Genomic DNA, 18,502 nt, shown 5'->3' on the forward strand with positions numbered 1-18,502 from the left:
TTTTAGAGTGGAAATATTAGCGAAGATTTGGGATGTTTACTTCTGGATTAACGTCTGCTTCATAATCGATGCTATCTGTCTCGAAACCGAATAGCTGGAAAAATTCACGACGATAACCTTCAAGATCAGAAAGATCATAAACATTTTCTGTAGAGAGCTTAGCCCAAACATCGGCAACCTCAGCTTGGATTTCTGGTCTCATCTCCCAATCATCAACGCGGATAAGTCCTTTTTCATCAACTAATGTTTCATTCTCGCCGTATAGACGTTCTGAGAATAAACGATACATTTGCTCAATGCAGCCCTCATGAATGCCTTTTTCTTTCATCACTTTATAAAGGGCGGAAATATATAGCGGCACAACTGGAATCGCGGAGCTTGATTGCGTTACGAGCGCTTTGTTAACGGAAACGAATGCGCGACCGCCATTTGTGCTGAGCTGTTCGTTAAGGCGGTGAGCCGTAGCTTCCAGATCATTTTTAGCAGCGCCAATTGTACCTTCACGATAAACTGCATGTGTAATTTCAGGTCCAATGTAAGAGTAAGCAACTGTAGTTGCGCCTTCAGCAAGTGCTCCAGCTTTCTCAAGCTCGTCAATCCACATCTGCCAGTCCTCGCCGCCCATAACAGCAATCGTTTGACGAAGCTCGTCTTCTGTTGCCGGCTCGATTGTAGCTTGCGTTACATCGCCGTTATGGAAGTTAACGGTTTTGTTCGAATAGGTGCCGCCAAGCGGCTTGATAACGGAAGAGAACGTTTCGCCTGTTTTTGGATGTGTACGGCGCGGGGAAGCTACGCTGTAGACAACGAGATCAATTTGACCAAGCTCCGTACGGATCAAGTCGATAGTTTTTGCTTTAATTTCATCAGAGAAAGCATCTCCAACGATGCTGAAAGATTTGCGTCCAGCAGCTGCAGCAGCTTCCTCGAAAGCAGCAGAATTGTACCAGCCAGCGGATGCTGTGCGTGCGCCTTCAGCAGCTTTGTCAAAATAAACGCCAATTGTATTAGCGCCAGCAGAGAAAGAAGAAACGATACGTGAAGCAAGACCATAACCTGTTGAAGCTCCAATGACGAGCACGTTGCGCGGGCCTTCAATGCTTGGTTGAGCGTTTACGTAATCGATTTGACGTTGTACTTGTTGTGCGCAGCCCTCAGGATGTGCTGTCGTGCAAATAAAGCCACGAGTTTTTGGTTGAATAATCATATTAGAATATTCCTTTCCATAATGGAATTTGTTTGTATGCGTTATGTAACGGGACAACTCTCTCCCATTTTACCGATTTTTATGGAAGAAGGGAAGTTCTCCATTCGTGACAAAAGCATTTATTTGCACAATTTCTTATTTTTTCTCAAATAAATAAGCGCCAAGAAAGCATCTCTGCATTCTTGGCGCTTATTTATGTAGAAATTAACGACGTCCTGACAGCTGCTGTTCAGCCATTTGAACGAGCCGGCGTGTAATTAATCCGCCGATAGAGCCCATATCACGAGTGGTCATATTGCCATAATATCCGTCTTGCGGAAGTTGAATGCCAAGCTCTTGGGCCACTTCATATTTAAGCTGCTCTAGAGCTGCACGGGCTTGCGGTATAAGAAGTTGATTCGTACGATTTGCCATCTTTTCTCAGCCTCCTTCTTGAACCTATTATGTGGATACGAGTGAGAGTTTATTCATATCATTCACCTAAATTTACCTCCTATTTTTGAAGTGAAATCATGCTAAAATGGTTAAACGGAAAGGGGGCGCCGTAATGTTTGTGGAACCCATGTTATTAACGGAATATGAAAAACCTTTTGATGATGATGATTTTATATTTGAACCCCTATTGGATGGACACCGTCTGCAGCTCTCCTTTATGGGAAGCAAAGCTGCTTTATATACTCGGCATTTTAATGAAGTTACGCGGCAGTATCCCGAATTACATAATGTACCGCTGAGGGAGCCTGCGGATGTTCTGTTAGATGGCGAGGTAACCTATGTAAACCCATTTACAGGAGCGATTGAGTTCGAGTCGCTGCAGGAACGTTACAGGCTGAAGAAGGAGCCGAGTATCCGTGAAGCCAAAAGGACGAAGCCGGTCCAGTTTTTTGTATTTGATATTCTTTATTACAACGGGCTTGATTTAAGGCAAAAACCGCTGCTTGAGCGAAAGCGGCTGCTGGAATATATTTTGGAGGATAATGCCTATTTCAAAAAGATGCTGTACGTGGAGCGAGAGGGTGCAGCTATTTTTGATCTTGTAAGAAGATCGGATTTGGAGGGCATTGCCTGCAAGCGCAAGGATAGCATCTACGCTGAGGGTCGTCAGGAGAGCTGGCTAAAGGTGAAAAATGATGATTATAAATCGTTATCGATGGCTTCAGATCAGAAAAAAACCTCAATTGCTGAGTAAAGGTATTATTAATATTTTTATTAATAACAACGAATATGCGTAAATGATTTTATAGTGAGTGAGATGAATGCTGTCGGCAAAAGCTGATGGCATTTTTTGCGTTTATTTTTAAAACGAAGGAATGGAATACTGCCGTACTAGTGGGGGAGTGGGAGAGAAACTAACTTACATCATTTATATATTTTATATTGACGATTTACAGCGTTTTTCGTTACAATGTAAACGTTAATAAAATTAGTAATCGATTAGTTTTATTATTATTCGTTGGTCAAAAGTTATGCAGGAATAAGGAATGTGAGGTGATTGGGAGCGTATCGTTCGATTTACTGATGATGCCAACATGATGAATGAAACATGATTTTCAATCGAAAGGGGAGTTATGCGATGCTCAAATATTTTAGCAAACTGATTGCATGGGTTCTTGTTTGTTTATTACTTGTACCTGCACCATTAATTGTGGCTGCTGAAGGTAATACAGAACCCGTTCAGAGTACCTTGGATCGTGCAAACCAAAGCAAAATCAAATCCGATGTGAAAGGCCACTGGGCGGAAAAGGATTTTACAGAGTGGTACGAGAAACAGCTTATCCAGGGTTATGGAGATGGGGATTTTAAGCCAGATCAAGCGATTAGTCGAGTGGAATTTATGACTCTGATGAATCGGGTGTTTCGTTTTGTTGATGAGGAAGAGATTGTTTTCTCTGATGTATCTGCATCCAGTTCTTTTTACAGTGAAATGAAGAAGGCGGTTGCGGCAGGATATATTTCCGGTTACAGCGACGGAACGATCCGTCCCAACGATTCGATTTCTCGTCAAGAGGCTGCCGTTATCTTAGTTAGAGTATTTCGATTGAGTAGTGCGACCAAAAATGAAAGCGCTCTTACGGATCTAGGCTCATTGCCTTCATGGAGTAAGGAAGCAGTGAATGCACTCGTTATGGAAGGATACGCAACAGGGTATAAAGATCAAACATTTAAACCAACTAACAAGATTACAAGAGCTGAGGCGCTGCGGCTAATAAACAATATTTCTGGAGAGATATTGAATCAAGCGGGCACATATACGGATGTTTCAAGCAAAAACATAATCATTAATACAGCGAATATTACGTTAAAAGATACAACTATTGAAGGAGATCTATATTTAACCGAAGGCATCGCCGAAGGGGACGTCATACTCGACAATGTCAAAGTAAAAGGAGTAGTGAAAGTATTTGGAGGAGGCCAAAACAGCATCAAAATAAATGATTCGGATATCGCGCAAATTTTTGTTGATAAAAAGAATGGCAAGCTGCGAATTGTAACAGAAGGAACAACAACCGTTGGTCAAGTGTTCACCATTTCAGGCGTTAAGCTTGAGGAGGCAGCCGGTTTAACTGGTGAAGGCTTCAAAAATGTAATGATTGATAAGGATACATCAGAGGTTGCAACCATTGAGCTGGATGGAAACATTGATAAGGTTGAGATTTCTGCATTGTCTTTTCCTGCTGTTAAATTGCTGAAAGGCATCATAAGTAAAATGATAGTGGAGCAAAAAGCTGCCTTGCATGTAAATGAGGCCGCGGAAATTAAAGAGATTATCATTCTGTTTGACGGTAAACTCAAAATTACAGGCAAAGGCAAAGTGACAAGCAATAGTGAGAATGAGGCTAAGCTTGAGCGAGAGACAGCGACGATTCCTGCTGCTGGAGGTAATGGTGTTGGAAATGAAACACCTGCGCCAACAACAACTCCTGCCCCGTCAACAACTCCTGTTCCGACATCGACGCCGACTTTTGAAAATGTATCGGTTCACGATCCATCCGTTATTAAAGTTGACGAAACTTACTACGTATTTGGCTCGCATTTGGCGGCTGCCAAGTCGAATGATCTCATGAGCTGGTCGTTAATTGATTCAGGCGTGACGGAAACGAATAAACTATTCAAAAGTGCTGAAAGCAACGTGAAAAAGGAATTGGCTGAGGCGCTCGGCTGGGCAGAAACGGATACGCTATGGGCTGCTGATGTTATTCAGCTTGCAGATGGAAAGTTTTACATGTATTACAATGCATGCAAAGGAGATCAACCGCTCTCAGCACTCGGGGTTGCAGTTGCGGATAATATCGAAGGGCCATATGTGAATAAAGGCATCTTCCTGAAATCAGGCAAAGGAATAAGCGCTGAGGGTACGGCTTATGACGGTACAAAACATCCGAATGTTGTTGATCCGGATACGTTTTTTGATAAGGATGGCCGATTATGGATGGTCTATGGCTCATACTCAGGTGGAATTTTTATTCTAGAGATGAATGCTGAAACCGGTTTTCCATTAGAAAATCAAGGTTATGGCAAACGATTGATGGGTCAAAATCACAGTCGCATTGAAGCTCCTTACATCCAATATCATCCAAATAGCGGCTACTATTATTTATTTGTGACATTTGGAGGTTTAGATTCGGTTGGCGGCTACAATATGAGAATCTCTCGCTCCTTAAAGCCGGATGGACCTTATGTGGATTATGAAGGTCAGGATATGATTCAGGCTCACGGACTAGAGGGCTCATTCTTTAAAGATGCGGCTATTGAACCGTATGGAGTGAAGAGCTTTGGCAATTTTATTTTCAGCAATTTAAATGGACAAGAGAACTTCCCTACCTATGGTTATGTATCTGCAGGTCATAACTCGACTTACTATGATGAATCAAATGGTAAGCTGTTCAACATCTTTCACAGCCGGTTCCCTTACCGCGGGGAAGGCCACGAGGTTCGTGTGCATCAGATGTTTATGAATGAAGATGGCTGGCCAGTGGTCGCTCCGCATCGTTACACAGGTGAGACGATTGGCAAAATTTCCGAAAGCGATGTCGTTGGCGCATATCATTATATTAACCATGGCAAAGAGATTACGAAGGAGATTAAACCTTCTGTTTACATTAAGCTGGAGCAAGGCGGCAAAATTACAGGTGCTGTGTCCGGAACTTGGGAACTAGATGGCGACTATTATGCGAACCTGAAAGTTGATGAGCTTGTAAATGACGTTCCTGTTAAAACGACATACAAAGGGGTATTCATTCGCCAATGGGACCCTACTTCGAATGCACACGTCATGGTTTTTAGCGCTTTGTCAGGCAAAGGTGCTGCTGTTTGGGGAAGTCAATTGGCAGCGTTTACTGATCAAGAACTCGCTGCGAATGCAGTTAATAGATTAATGCTAGGCGATACAAGCCGCGTATTTAATGATGTCAGCCTACCCGTGAAAGCTGCAAACCATTGGCCGATTACATGGGAGTCTTCGAATGTATCAGTCGTAACGGCAAGTGGGGCTGTAACAAGGCCAAGCGCAGGTTCAGGCGATGCAGCAGTACAATTAACAGCAACGATAACGATAGGCAGCGCATCCGCATCCAAAACGTTCACACTTATAGTTCAACAGCATAATGAAAGTCCTTTAGCAGATGGATTAGTCGCTCAGTACAATTTTGAGAATAATCTTGAAGAGATGACGGGCATAATGGCGGCAGGAACGATCACGGGCGACCGAATTGATCGTACAGGCGGAGAAATTTCGTTTGTAGATGGCACGACGGGCAAAGGAAAGGCGGCTAGCTTTGACGGCGCGTCTGGTGTTCTTTTGCCGGAAGGCTTAATTTCAACGAATGAATATACAGTATCGATGTGGCTGAACCCTTCCGAGGCAGCAAACATTGCTCCAGCTTTCTTCGGTGCACAAACACCGCAAAGCTGGATCAGCTTTATGCCAAGAGGGCATGATTTTGCGAAAAATAATACGATGCTGTGGTCAGGTGAAGCTTGGTATGATGCATCTACAGGTATCCAAATCAAGCTGAATGAGTGGACACATATTGCATTTACAGTGAAGAACGGCGAGACACAAATATTCATCAACGGCATTAAGAAATATTCCGGTACAGGAATGCCAAACGTGTTCACAGACAAGCACGGTCTGTTTGCACTAGGGGTCAACTATTGGGATACTCCTTATAAAGGTCTCATCGATGAGGTTCGTATTTACGATGTGGCTTTAAATACAGAGAAAATAGGGTGGTTGGCTTTTGGCGAGCCTGATGCCTCTGTTCTAGTTGAACAAATTCAGCTTGGTGCTGCGGAGAAGTCGCTAGCGATTGGCACAGCTTATTTGCCTGAAGTCAATGTTTTGCCAGTTAATGCAGCTAATAAGTCGATTACTTGGTCTTCTGGTGATTCCAGCATCGCTGTCGTGAATGCAGCTACAGGGCAAGTAACAGCAGTTGCACTCGGAACAACTACAATAACTGCAACAGCTGATGATGCCGGACACAAAACAGCGACCTATATTGTACATGTAACGGATGGTGAAAATGCTTATTATGCTTTTGACTCAAATCTGATGGATTCATTAGGGCGTGTATCTGCGGGTACGATTACAGGCAACAGAGTAGATAATACGGGAGGCAGCATTTCGTTTGGAACAGGCATCTTGGGGTCAGCGGCTGTATTGGACGGCGCTTCAGGCATTCGTCTGCCAGACGGAATAATTGAAGGCAATGTTTATTCGGTTTCCATGTGGCTTAATCCAGCGGAGGCGACCAACTTTGCGACAGCATTTTTTGGATCAAGAACGAATGAAAGCTGGATCAGCTTCGTGCCAAGAGGCCCAGTCAACAGCGACACGATGCTTTGGTCTGGCACTGCTTGGTACGATGCGAGTACAGGGCTGAAAATCAACATTGGACAATGGACGCATATTGCATTTACCGTTAATAACGGCATAGCCAAAGTATATATTAATGGCAAGGAAAAGTTTACAGGCCCCGGTTTCCCAAATGTGTTTACTAATAATAGCGGTGTGTTTGGCGTGGGGGTAAACTATTGGGATACTCCATTTAAAGGCGCAGTAGATGAGTTGAAAATTTATAGTAAAGCGCTAACGGCAGAGCAAATAGCGGCTGAATTTGCACTTGGCAGCCGTTAAAAAATAATGAAAAAGACATGCAGGCCTGAGGAAGGTACTGCATGTCTTTTTTCTTATTCATTTCATCCATAATAGAAAGAAAATAATCTTATTGTTTCATATCCCGTATATATGGTTAAGAATGTTATAGAAGCTAGCGATTGATTCACGATAAACAGAAAAAAAGCTGCTATCGCAAAGGGCGATAACAGCCAAGTTCTATATTATAAATTAATTTGTGACGCGTCTTGCTGTAACATAACTCTTGGACCAGTAGCTGGAGGTCATGTCCGATACGGTAACGCCAGTGCTTGTAGCGCTGTGGATAATTTTGTTGTTGCCTGCATAAATAGCGACATGGCTAATCGTCTTGCCATTCGTTTTAAAGAAGACAAGATCGCCCATGCTGAGTGAACCCTTAGGAACCTTCTCGCCAACCGTAGCTTGTGCTACAGATGTGCGTGGAAGAGAAACATCAAGTCCTTTGAACAAAAATTGAGTAAAAGATGAACAGTCAAATGCGTATGTAACGCCTGCCGGTGCACCGAATTTATATGGAGTGCCGATAAATTCTTTTCCTGTAGAAACAAGATTAAGTGTTTCAGGTGTAGCTGCATGTGCCTTTGGAGCAAAAGTTCCGATTGTGAATGCCGATATGACGATAGCGCTGCAAATGCCTGCTTTGGCAATCGATTTCAGTAGGTGTAATTTTCTCATGCTGTCAGGTTGTCCCTCCGCGTTTCGTTTTATGTATTATGACTATAACACATCCGCAAAAGGGCTATTTTCACTCATGAGAACAAAAGGGTAGGTATTATAAGGATTATGAGCGATTATGAGAATTAAATGAAAAAATATTAATAATCCGCGTATTCCCGCGAATTAAGGCATATTTATGCCTCTTGCGCTTACTAGAAGCGTATACCATTGCTCTCTCGTCATAAGTTCCGATTGCTTCACCGCATCCTTGCAAGCTGCTATTCGCTTAGGATTAACAGTGCCGATTACAGGTTGAATACGAGCGGGATGCTTCATTAACCAAGCCAATACGATGGCTTCCGGTGTCGTTTCATTTTCATCAGCTATTTGTTGTACGAGAGCAGCTGTTTTCAATTCTGACTCCGTTGCATTCTCGGATACTCTTCCAGAAAATTTCCCCTGTGCCAAAGGCCCCCATGCTTGAATTTGTATATTTTCCATTTGCATCAATTCCATAAGACCTTCAGCAAAGTTGTCTTTTAAACCTGCTTTTTGGTTGACATGCACACCTTGATCGATGAAATCATGACGGAGCAGACTCATCTCCAGCTGATTTACGACAATAGGATCAGGCAGCGAGCGCTGCAGGAAACGAATTTGTCCCGGGCTCATATTGGATACGCCAAAGTTGCGAACCTTGCCGGTTAATTTCAGCTTCGTAAAAGCTTCTGCAATTTCATCCGGCTCCATAAGCGGATCAGGACGATGAAGCAGCAAAACATCTAAGTATTCTGTACCAAGCCTCTCCAATATGCCATCAACAGACGATAATATATGCTCTTGCGAGAAATTGAAGCGACCAGGTAAAATGCCATCCGAAAGCTGAATGCCTACTTTGGATTGAATGACGAGCTGCTCGCGAAGCTTGGGCTGCTGTTTAAGAATTTGACCGAATACGGATTCTGCTTTGCCTCTTGTATAAATGTCCGCATGATCATACATTGTAATGCCGATTGATAGCGCGGCTTCTATCGCTTCCTCTGCTTGCTTGATATGATCAGGGGTAATCGGGTCTGCAAGATCCCAGCTTCCGCCAAAACCCATACAGCCTAACACGAGACGGCTGTCGGATATTCCACGACGCTCTAATGGCATCATTTTCATTCGTAATCAACCTCCAAAATTTATATTCACTCTGTGACGATTTCTATTATACCTTTCTATTTCTGTACATATAAGCACTGAAAAAAAGTTCACTAACTAACCTTAGGGCGTATAGGGCATGAAAGCATCACCGTTTCATATGATAGATTGCAAGCGCTTCATATAGATGCTACATTACTAGTATTACATATCATTAGCGTAAGCTGATAAAAAAAGCATATTTATTAATAGGAGGAATAGCGTTTGGCACTCATTACTTGCAACTTTTTCTCTGAGGCACTAGGCCTCAGTACATCGATGACCGTTATTTTGCCGCAGCAGACGACATCGCAAATTGGTATGAATAATCGCAGCAGTCAGAAGCTTCATAAAACGTTATATTTACTGCATGGCTTGTCTGATGATGATACCATTTGGATGCGCAGAACTTCTATCGAACGTTATGTAGCCGAGCAAGGTTTTGCGGTTGTCATGCCGAATGTGCATCAAAGCTTTTATACGGATATGGCCTATGGCAATAAATATTGGACGTTTCTAACCGAAGAGCTTCCGGCCGTTGCTCGTTCTTTCTTCCCGCTATCTGATGCCCGTGAAGATAATTTTGTCGCTGGCTTATCGATGGGCGGTTATGGAGCATTCAAATGGGCATTAAGGCATCCGGATCGTTTTGCCGCAGCTGGCAGCTTATCCGGTGCGCTGGATATGGCGGATATGGTGAAACGGAGCGAAATGACTGATTTGAAGCGTCTGTTCCATCTCATATATGGTGATAAAGAAATTAAAGGCACGGATGATGATTTGCTGCATCTTGTAGCGGGGAGTGCTAAGTTGGATTCGGCGGCTAAGCCTCTGCTCTATCAGTGCTGTGGTACGGAGGATTTTCTATACAATGATAATATCGCCTTCCGTAATGCGAGCGAGCAGGCGAATTATCCTTTAACTTATGTTGAAGGTCCGGGTAATCATGAATGGAGCTATTGGGACACGCATATCCAGCAGTTCTTAGAATGGCTGCCAAAACAAAACGAATAAGAAGGAAGCTATCATGCCGAGAGGCTGGTAGCTTTTTTTTATTCGAAGGGTTGCAAAATGTATCCGCTACCATTATGATTTGGTTAGGATTAACGTTTAAGTATTTGGATGAATAAATATATTAATCCAACTGTTTATCAAAGTCTATCTATTCTATTATATTGAAGCGAGGTCGATTCATTTGGCAAACCGTATAACCATTAACGCTGATTTGGCTGCAGGTACGATTAATCGCAATATTTATGGACATTTCTCTGAGCATTTGGGACGTTGTATTTATGAAGGGATATGGGTAGGTGAGGATTCTCCTATTCCGAACACAAATGGGATTCGCAATGATGTAGTCGCAGCGCTTAAGCAGCTGAAAATTCCAGTTCTTCGCTGGCCGGGCGGCTGCTTCGCGGACGAATATCATTGGAAGGACGGCATTGGACCGCGCGAGTCGCGCAAGCGGATGATCAACACCCACTGGGGCGGTGTTGTTGAGAACAATCATTTTGGCACGCATGAGTTTTTAATGCTGTGTGAAATGCTGGAATGCGAGCCTTACATCTCAGGCAACGTGGGCAGCGGCACTGTTCAGGAAATGTCAGAGTGGGTAGAGTACATGACATTTGACGGCGTATCGCCAATGGCAGAGCTGCGTGCAGAAAACGGCAGGGAAAAGCCGTGGAACGTGAAATATTTTGGCGTCGGCAACGAGAACTGGGGCTGCGGCGGCAACATGCGACCTGAATATTATGCGGATCTGTATCGCAGATATCAAACCTATGTGCGCAATTATGGCGATAACAAAATCCATAAGATCGCTTGCGGTCCAAACGTAGATGATTACCGCTGGATGGACGTTGTCATGCGGGAAGCGCATGGGATGATGGATGCGATATCGCTGCATTATTACACCATTCCGGGTGAGTTTTGGACACAAAAAGGTCCAGCAACAGGCTTCTCCGAGGATGAATGGTACGGTACATTAAAGAAAACATTTTATATGGACGAGCTGATTACGCGCCATTCGGCTATTATGGATCGTTATGATCCGAAGAAGCGAGTTGGCCTTATGGTTGATGAATGGGGTACGTGGTACGATGTGGAGCCGGGTACAAATCCAGGGTTTCTGTATCAGCAAAACACGATTCGTGATGCGCTGGTTGCTGGAATTACGCTTCATATTTTTCACGATCATTGCGACCGGGTACAAATGGCTAACATTGCTCAGGTGATCAATGTGCTGCAATCGGTCATTTTGACTGAGGGTGAGAAAATGGTGCTGACGCCAACGTATCACGTTTTTGATATGTACAAGGTGCATCAGGATGCAACGCTTCTTACCACGTCGATTGACAGTCAGGATTATGCGCACAATGACCAGAAGATTCCGCAAGTATCCGTATCTGCATCGAAGGACGCGAGTGGCCGCATCCATGTAAGCTTGTGTAATTTGGACAATCAGTCCGAAGCGGATGTGGAGATTGATCTTCGCGGCCTAGCTGGTGCAGGGCTTAAGGTTTCGGGTACAGAGCTTTCAGCTTCCGTTAAGGATGCGCACAACACGTTTGAAAATCCGGAAGCTGTTGCGCCAACCGCATTTCAAGCTTTCACTGTTAATGGATCAAAAATTAGCGCAAAGCTCTCGCCAATGTCGGTAACAGTGCTAGAGCTGATCTCAGAATAGGGATACCACCAGCGATGAGCAGCAAAAATGCGTGCAAAGGCTGTCGTGATGATTACCTTGTCACGGATGAGCAGATTGATCGGATCTTGGCGGCGCCGATGTTCCAGTCTGAAATTAGTGTGCCGGATGATGTGTACGAGCAGCGCCTACAGCAATGTAGAAACTGCCCTAAGTTTCAATATGGTACGACCTGTACCGTATGCGGGTGTTTCGTACGTATTGCTGCCAAATATAAAGAACGTGCTTGTCCGAATCCTGGGGATAGCCGCTGGTCGAAATATGCATGAAAATATATAATTAAGGATTTTAGAGCTGCTCTCTGTCTATATAGAGAGCAGCTCTATTTATTTTAAAAAAGGAACGGCGGAAATTCATAACTTTTAACCTGATATTGCAAATACATTCCAAATTCATCTTTGTACAATAAAACTATCGATTGGATGGCTAGATGGTTATGCACATCTCTCATTACTATTCTATGTAGATGAAAGGGACGATTTCATTGAAGAAATGTAAGCGTTTTATGTCGGCTGGTTTGATCGTTTTATTGCTTGCTATGGCACTCCCAAGCTTTGCGTTTGCAGCGGATACGCCGGTGTTCGCACTTACCCAGGAGAAATCGGATAAAGATATTAAAGTCGTCGTTACTGCGGATAAGCTAACCGATATGTACGCTTATGAGGTGAAGCTGACATTTGATGCAAAGAAGCTGCGCTTTAAGAGTGCCAGCAGCAGCATTGCAGGATTCTCGATATCGCCGATCGTCGAAGGCAATCAAATTGTGTTTGCTGCGACGAAGATAGGGAACAAAGCAGGCGAGAATGGTAAAAGCGTATTATCCAGCTTTCTATTCGAGCCAATAGGAAATGGAAATACCGAGGTAAAGCTTACCGATGCGAAGCTTGTAAAAAGTACCCTTGATTCCAGTACGCTGAAGCCTAATGTGAAGCTTACCGCTAACCTCGGAAATTCAGCGGTATCATTCAAAGATATTGCGGGACACTGGGCAATCGCATCCATTGAACGGGCTGTTCAGCTAGGGTTTGTTAATGGTTATACGGATGGAACCTTCAAACCAAATGCACAGGTTACCCGCACGGAATTTGCAGCGATGCTCGTCAGAGCACTAGATTTGAAGGCTGATCTTGCAGCAGATGTATCGTTTAAAGATGCAGGCAGCATACCCAGCTGGGCTTCCGCTTTTGTTGGTACTGCAGTAGAAGCTGGCATTATAACAGGGTACGAGGACAATACATTCCGCCCTAGCAAACCAATTAATCGCGCGGAGATTGCGGTAATGGTCGTTAGAGCGCTCGAATGGAAGGTTGATCAGGCGAAAAAATCCTCATTTGCAGATCGAAGCCAAATTCCAGCTTGGGCGGAGCCTTCTGTAGCGATGGCTGCTGAAGCGGGCATCATCAAAGGCAGAGGCGAAAATAAATTTGCACCAAGCGCTAATGCGACTCGGGCTGAAGCCGTTACTCTCTTGCTTGCTTTGATTGACTCAAAGCAATGAAAAAAACGATTCTAGTAATTTCTGTTTTTTTGTCGGCTACTGTCTTGGGTTTGTTTTTCATATTAAATTCGGATCAAACGAGCGGGAATGCAGGCGATAAGCTGGATGCATCCGCGCTGGAGAGCGTATTAAGTGTGAATCAGGAGGCTGCTTTGCACCGCAAAGCGACTTCAGGTGTGAAGGCGCCAGCCTTTACGCTCAAGGATCTGAACGGAAAAACCCACACCGTAGCGGGTGCAGAAGATAAACCGATTGTTTTGCAGTTTTGGGCGAGCTGGTGCGAGGCATGCAGTGTTGAAGCTCCCACCTTAAAGAAGCTGCATGAGAGATATGAAGATAAAGTAGATTTCTATGGCGTGAATCTATCATCGGAAGAAAAACAAGCAAGCGCCATTGAAACCTTCATCGAGGAGAATGAATGGCGATTTACGAACTTACTGGATGCCAATAAACGTGCCTCTTATTTATACGAGCTGCATGCGCTGCCAACTACATTTATTATCGATACGGACGGCACGGTACTGGATACATTTCATTTGATAGATCCGATGGAGTTTGAGAGCAAGCTTGAAATGTTAACGGAGGGGAGGTGAGCTTGCATCATATTCTAGCAGCTGAATTGAAACGCAAGCTTAGCATGAGCTTGCGATTGCAAGAACTAAGATTGAGGAGTGAAGCTGGATGCGGTTCAGTGCCAGGCTGAAATCAATGATTGTATTACCGCTCATTTTTTCAATGTATGTAAGCATTTTTTTGCCAGCAGTTCATGTAGAAGCTGCGACTGGAGCAGAGCCGGTTTTTTTCGAGGATCATTTCAATCGTTCCATCATTAATGAAAATTGGACGGTCATCGATGGCATATGGTCAACGGCAAATGGCAAAATGACTGGAGAAAGCGGACCGGGCTCTAAAGCTTTGGTTAAGCAAACCGAAATACAAGATGGCACCGTGGAGGCAGATATAAGCCTTGCCAGTCGAAACGGTGATGCGGGATTGCTTTTCCGAACGGTTAGCGCAGCGCCAGGGGCGGACAATGTGAAAGGTTATTACGCAGGCATTTCCGCCCAAGGAACGGGCAGCGTATTTCTAGGCCGTATGGACAACAAATGGACTGAGCTGAAGCGAACTTCGATAGCGATTAATCCTAATGTTGTTTATCACTTTAAAGTTAGCGTTGCCGGATCGCAAATTAAGTTTTATGTCAATGATAAGCTGGTATTGGAACAATCGGATACGACCTATACGAAAGGTCAGGTCGGCGTAAGGCTTTACCAATCCCAACCGACCTATGACAATCTCAAACTTTCAAATGATAAGGGGGAGCTCGCATTTACAGATTCATTTGATGTCCCAGCGGATGGGCTCACATTGCCGAGTTGGCATGCTGCTCAAGGCGAATGGAAATTGCAATCGGGCGGGATAACCGTAAACGCTGGCGCAAATCAGGCTTTGCTCGTAAAGGATACGGTGTTCTCCGATTTTACAGTGGAGACCGATATTAAGCTGCCGCCAGCTGCGGGTACGGCAGGACTTTTGTTTCGAACTAAGCTAAGCGGTGAGGGAAAGGTGCCTCAAGGTTATTTTGCAGGACTGCGAAATGATGGAAACTTGGTACTTCGCCGGCTAACGGATAAGTGGACCGATCTTAAAGTCGTTAAGGCGCTGGATACGGTCACTGCGAACAAGTTTTATCAATTGAAGGTCGTAACCTATGGAAACGGCATCAAAATATATGTGGACGATATGCATAATTCCATTCTGGAATACACCGATGACAGTGAACAAAAGTTTACCTCAGGCGGCATTGGGGTATGGGCGGATGAATCTGAGCCACTATTCGACAATTTTATTGCAACAGACTATGCCGTACCGGCGGAGTCGTTCCAAGAACTGGTCAAAAATAAAGACCCGCTTGTACAAACGCCGTTTGTGCCGCTTCCGCTTGGATCGGTCAAAGCTGATGGTTGGCTGCTTAAGCAATTAGAGCTTATGAAGGATGGTGCAACCGGATACGCAGAGGATTTATACGGAGAGCTCAGCACAAATTCGGAATGGCTGGGTGGAACAGCGCCAGAATCGAACTGGGAACGCCCTATCTATTATGTGAAGGGATTGGTCGCGCTCGCTTATACGCTTGACGATCCGGAGCTGATTGCAAAGTCGCAAAAATGGGTCAATTGGATGTTGAACAGCCAGCGTGATGACGGCTTCTTCGGTCCTGCGAGCGACAATGATTGGTGGCCGCGCATGGTTGCTATTTATGTGCTCAAGGATTATTACGAGGCGACAAATGACAAGAGAGTGATATCCTTTCTTACGAACTATTTTCATTACCAGCTGAACAATCTAGACCAGCGTCCGCTTAGGGATTGGGGACAAATCCGCAGCGGCGACAATATGAATGTCGTGCTCTGGCTGTACAACCGTACAGGAGATGAGTTTCTGCTGCAGCTCGCTGAGAAGCTGCATAAGCAAGGCGGCGATGAGACTGACATTTTTACGAACGACCATTTTTTAACAGCCGCTAAGATTAATCCTGATAACTTTTACTCGCAGCATACAGTCAACGTCAATCAATCGATTAAAACCCCCTCTATTTATTATCAACTATCGAACAATGAAGCAGATAAGCTTGCATTTCAAGCAGGTGTAGAGCATCTGAATCAATCACACAATCAAATTACCGGCATGAATTCAGGAACAGAGATGCTCGCAGGGTTAGCTTCAACGCAAGGGGTTGAGCTTTGTGCCATTGTAGAGCGGGTACACAGCAACGCGGTTGCAGCCATGATTACCGGTGATCCGGCAATCGGAGATGCGCTGGAGAAAATTACTTTTAATTCGCTTCCGGGTGCTATGAGCAAGGATATTAAAACCCATCAATACTATTCGCTGCCGAATCAAGTGCAAAGCGGCGTAACCGATCATGGCTTTAAGCAAAATTACGGAAATGGCACCGTACAGTCGCCATATTCGGGTTATCCTTGCTGTCGTTTCAATATGCATATGGGCTGGCCTTATTTTGTGAAGGACATGTGGGCGGGTACTTCGGATGGCGGGCTAGGCGTAATTGCCTATGGACCGAGCCGTGTATCAGCCAAAATCAATGGAGCGAATGTAACCGTCAAGGAAACGACGAACTATCCGTTCGAGGATCAAATTCGGTTTACGATTGAGGAAGCGTCCAAGAGTGTGAACTTCCCGCTGAAGCTGCGTATTCCGGAATGGACGGACAAAGCGGTTATCACGGTGAATGGGCAGCCGCAAGAGGCCGCAGTATCCGGACAATATTTTACGATTGATCGGCACTGGACAAAAGGCGATACCGTTGTATTGACCCTGCCAATGGAGCTCAAAACGTCGACTTGGGTCAACAATTCAATTGGCATCGAACGAGGACCGCTCGTATTCTCTCTGCAAATCGATGAGAACTGGGTAGAACAGTCTAATCCAGCGCCGCAAGTGAAGGCGCTCGGCTTCAAGGAATACAGCATCAATGCGCAGTCGCCTTGGAATTATGGTTTGCTGCTTGATCGCAACAACCCAGCAGATTCGATTCAGGTCGTCGTATCCGATATGCCGGATAATCCGTTCATACAGGAGACGACACCGATTAAGCTAATTGCCAAAGGGAAGAGAATCCCGTCATGGGGCAAAGCAGCTAACGGGGTATCAGCTGCAGAGCCGCCGGTTGGTCCTGTATATTCCGCAGAGCCTACGGAGGAAATTACGCTTGTTCCGTTTGGAGCGGAAAACCTGCGGGTTACTTATTTCCCTGAGGTGACTGAGGAAACGGGCATTCAACCTTATAAATACGAGGCGGAAAACGCCCAGCTGTTCAAAGCGTCGGCTCGCAGCAATAATGTGCATGCATCAGGCTCAAGCTACGTTGGCGGTATCGACTATGCCGACAGCTACGTTAACTTTAATCAGGTTGAGGTTCCAGCAGCAGGGACGTACAAAATGTTTATTTGGTACGCGCAGAATACGGGGAATTATCAGCCAGCTGCTGCAAAAATTATTGTTAATGAAGGCGAAGAGCAGTCCTTGCAGCTCGCAGGGACGATTAATTGGGGCCGATTTATGGCTTCAAGCATCAACGTTGAGCTGAAGGAAGGGATTAACTCAATCAAGTTTATGCGGGGAGCTGGATCTAATTCGGGCTTTTATGAGCTAGACTACATCGCATTGTCAGCAGTTAGTAAAGAAGCTGTTGAGCCTTCGGATCAAGGAACAGTTGTACTGACAGGTGCTGCAAACGTACCGAGCGGTGCTGATCTGAATCTTATCTTAGCGGTTCGAAATGTTACGGACAGCGTATATCAGAGCGTTTATGCGCAGGACATTACGGTAACCTTTGATCCAAGCAAACTAAGCTTCTCGGGTGCGGCGCCACTACGGGAAGGGCTGAATGTACTTGAACCCAAAGAGCTTGAGCCGGGAAAAATTCGGATATTAGCGTTTGGAGAGGGGGCAGCCCTTTCACCAAACGAAGACTGGCTGAAGCTGACTTTCAAAGCGGGCATAACAGAAGAAACGGCTAATACCTCTATAACGGTATCCGATGTTAAGCTTGCAAATGCAGAAGGGCAGGAGCTGCTGCTGTTTGAAGCGCAGCATCATCTTCAGATACAGGCAGCTCCGGGTGATAAGTCTGCACTGCTGGCGGCATTATCGCATGCGGAAGCTTTGTATGATGGAGCGGAAACAGGAACAGAACCGGGACAATATCCTCCTGCGATGAAGCAGCAGCTGCAATCGGCTATCAACAAAGCGAAGCTGGTTGCTGATGACGAGAAGGCAACGAAAGCTGAAATTGCAGCCGCGATTACGAAGCTGAATGCTGCATTAGAAGACTTCCTTGCCGGTGTCATCAAGCCAAGTAACGGTGACGTGAATCATGATAATAAAATTACAGTTGGCGATTTGGCGATTGTAGCTTATTCGTATGGCAAATCCAGCAGCGATCCGAATTGGCAGCAGTTCCAAAAGGCAGATTTGAATCATGATGGCAAAGTGGATATTGAGGATCTTGCATTACTCGCTCGTTTGATTCTTGGCTAAACGGTACAAGGGGGAAGGCGCATCACT

12 protein-coding genes are annotated in these 18,502 nt (G+C 44.9%); 8 read left to right on the forward strand and 4 right to left on the reverse strand.

What is annotated here, in order from left to right; genetic code table 11:
* Window positions 1–16 precede the first annotated feature (16 nt).
* Entirely contained in the window at window positions 17–1,207 is a 1,191-nt protein-coding gene (gene fabV, locus BK120_RS06575; protein ID WP_076266702.1) for an enoyl-ACP reductase FabV, read from the reverse strand.
* A gap of 204 nt (window positions 1,208–1,411) precedes the next feature.
* The gene (locus BK120_RS06580; protein ID WP_076266703.1) at window positions 1,412–1,621 is read right to left on the reverse strand and encodes an alpha/beta-type small acid-soluble spore protein; all 210 of its coding nucleotides are present in this window, start codon (window positions 1,619–1,621) and stop codon (window positions 1,412–1,414) included.
* Window positions 1,622–1,754: 133 nt separating this feature from the next.
* Here BK120_RS06580 and BK120_RS06585 point away from each other — a divergent pair, with 133 nt between their 5' ends.
* Window positions 1,755–2,396 (forward strand): ATP-dependent DNA ligase, encoded by a 642-nt coding sequence (locus tag BK120_RS06585; RefSeq protein WP_076266704.1) that lies wholly within the window; start codon window positions 1,755–1,757, stop codon window positions 2,394–2,396.
* Window positions 2,397–2,780: 384 nt separating this feature from the next.
* A complete protein-coding gene (locus tag BK120_RS36270) occupies window positions 2,781–7,346 on the forward strand; it encodes a LamG-like jellyroll fold domain-containing protein (RefSeq protein WP_076266705.1) in 4,566 nt (1,521 codons plus the stop codon).
* Window positions 7,347–7,556: 210 nt separating this feature from the next.
* Here the strand turns inward: BK120_RS36270 and BK120_RS06595 are convergent, their stop codons facing one another.
* Together BK120_RS06595 and BK120_RS06600 are read right to left on the reverse strand one after the other, a co-directional pair.
* Complete coding sequence (locus BK120_RS06595) at window positions 7,557–8,042, reverse strand: C40 family peptidase (RefSeq protein ID WP_076266706.1); 486 nt, start codon at window positions 8,040–8,042, stop codon at window positions 7,557–7,559.
* Window positions 8,043–8,207: 165 nt separating this feature from the next.
* Entirely contained in the window at window positions 8,208–9,188 is a 981-nt protein-coding gene (locus BK120_RS06600) for an aldo/keto reductase (protein ID WP_076266707.1), read from the reverse strand.
* Window positions 9,189–9,431: 243 nt separating this feature from the next.
* Here BK120_RS06600 and BK120_RS06605 point away from each other — a divergent pair, with 243 nt between their 5' ends.
* The 6 genes from BK120_RS06605 (at window position 9,432) to BK120_RS06630 (ending at window position 18,475) form a co-directional block, all read left to right on the forward strand.
* Entirely contained in the window at window positions 9,432–10,220 is a 789-nt protein-coding gene (locus tag BK120_RS06605; RefSeq protein WP_076266708.1) for an alpha/beta hydrolase, read from the forward strand.
* A gap of 181 nt (window positions 10,221–10,401) precedes the next feature.
* Window positions 10,402–11,895, forward strand: coding sequence for an alpha-N-arabinofuranosidase (locus tag BK120_RS06610; RefSeq protein WP_076266709.1), 1,494 nt, complete (start codon window positions 10,402–10,404; stop codon window positions 11,893–11,895).
* 14 nt (window positions 11,896–11,909) lie between these two features.
* A complete protein-coding gene (locus BK120_RS06615; RefSeq protein WP_076266710.1) occupies window positions 11,910–12,182 on the forward strand; it encodes a DUF6171 family protein in 273 nt (90 codons plus the stop codon).
* A 215-nt stretch (window positions 12,183–12,397) separates the two neighbouring features.
* Window positions 12,398–13,411, forward strand: coding sequence for an S-layer homology domain-containing protein (locus BK120_RS06620; RefSeq protein WP_179089758.1), 1,014 nt, complete (start codon window positions 12,398–12,400; stop codon window positions 13,409–13,411).
* The gene (locus BK120_RS06625; protein WP_076266711.1) at window positions 13,408–14,004 is read left to right on the forward strand and encodes a TlpA family protein disulfide reductase; all 597 of its coding nucleotides are present in this window, start codon (window positions 13,408–13,410) and stop codon (window positions 14,002–14,004) included. The genes BK120_RS06620 and BK120_RS06625 overlap by 4 nt, the downstream gene beginning before the upstream one ends.
* 88 nt (window positions 14,005–14,092) lie before the next feature.
* The gene (locus tag BK120_RS06630) at window positions 14,093–18,475 is read left to right on the forward strand and encodes a beta-L-arabinofuranosidase domain-containing protein (RefSeq protein ID WP_076266712.1); all 4,383 of its coding nucleotides are present in this window, start codon (window positions 14,093–14,095) and stop codon (window positions 18,473–18,475) included.
* The last annotated feature ends 27 nt before the right edge of the window (window positions 18,476–18,502 follow it).

The organism is Paenibacillus sp. FSL A5-0031 (assembly GCF_001956295.1).
GTDB lineage: Bacteria > Bacillota > Bacilli > Paenibacillales > Paenibacillaceae > Pristimantibacillus.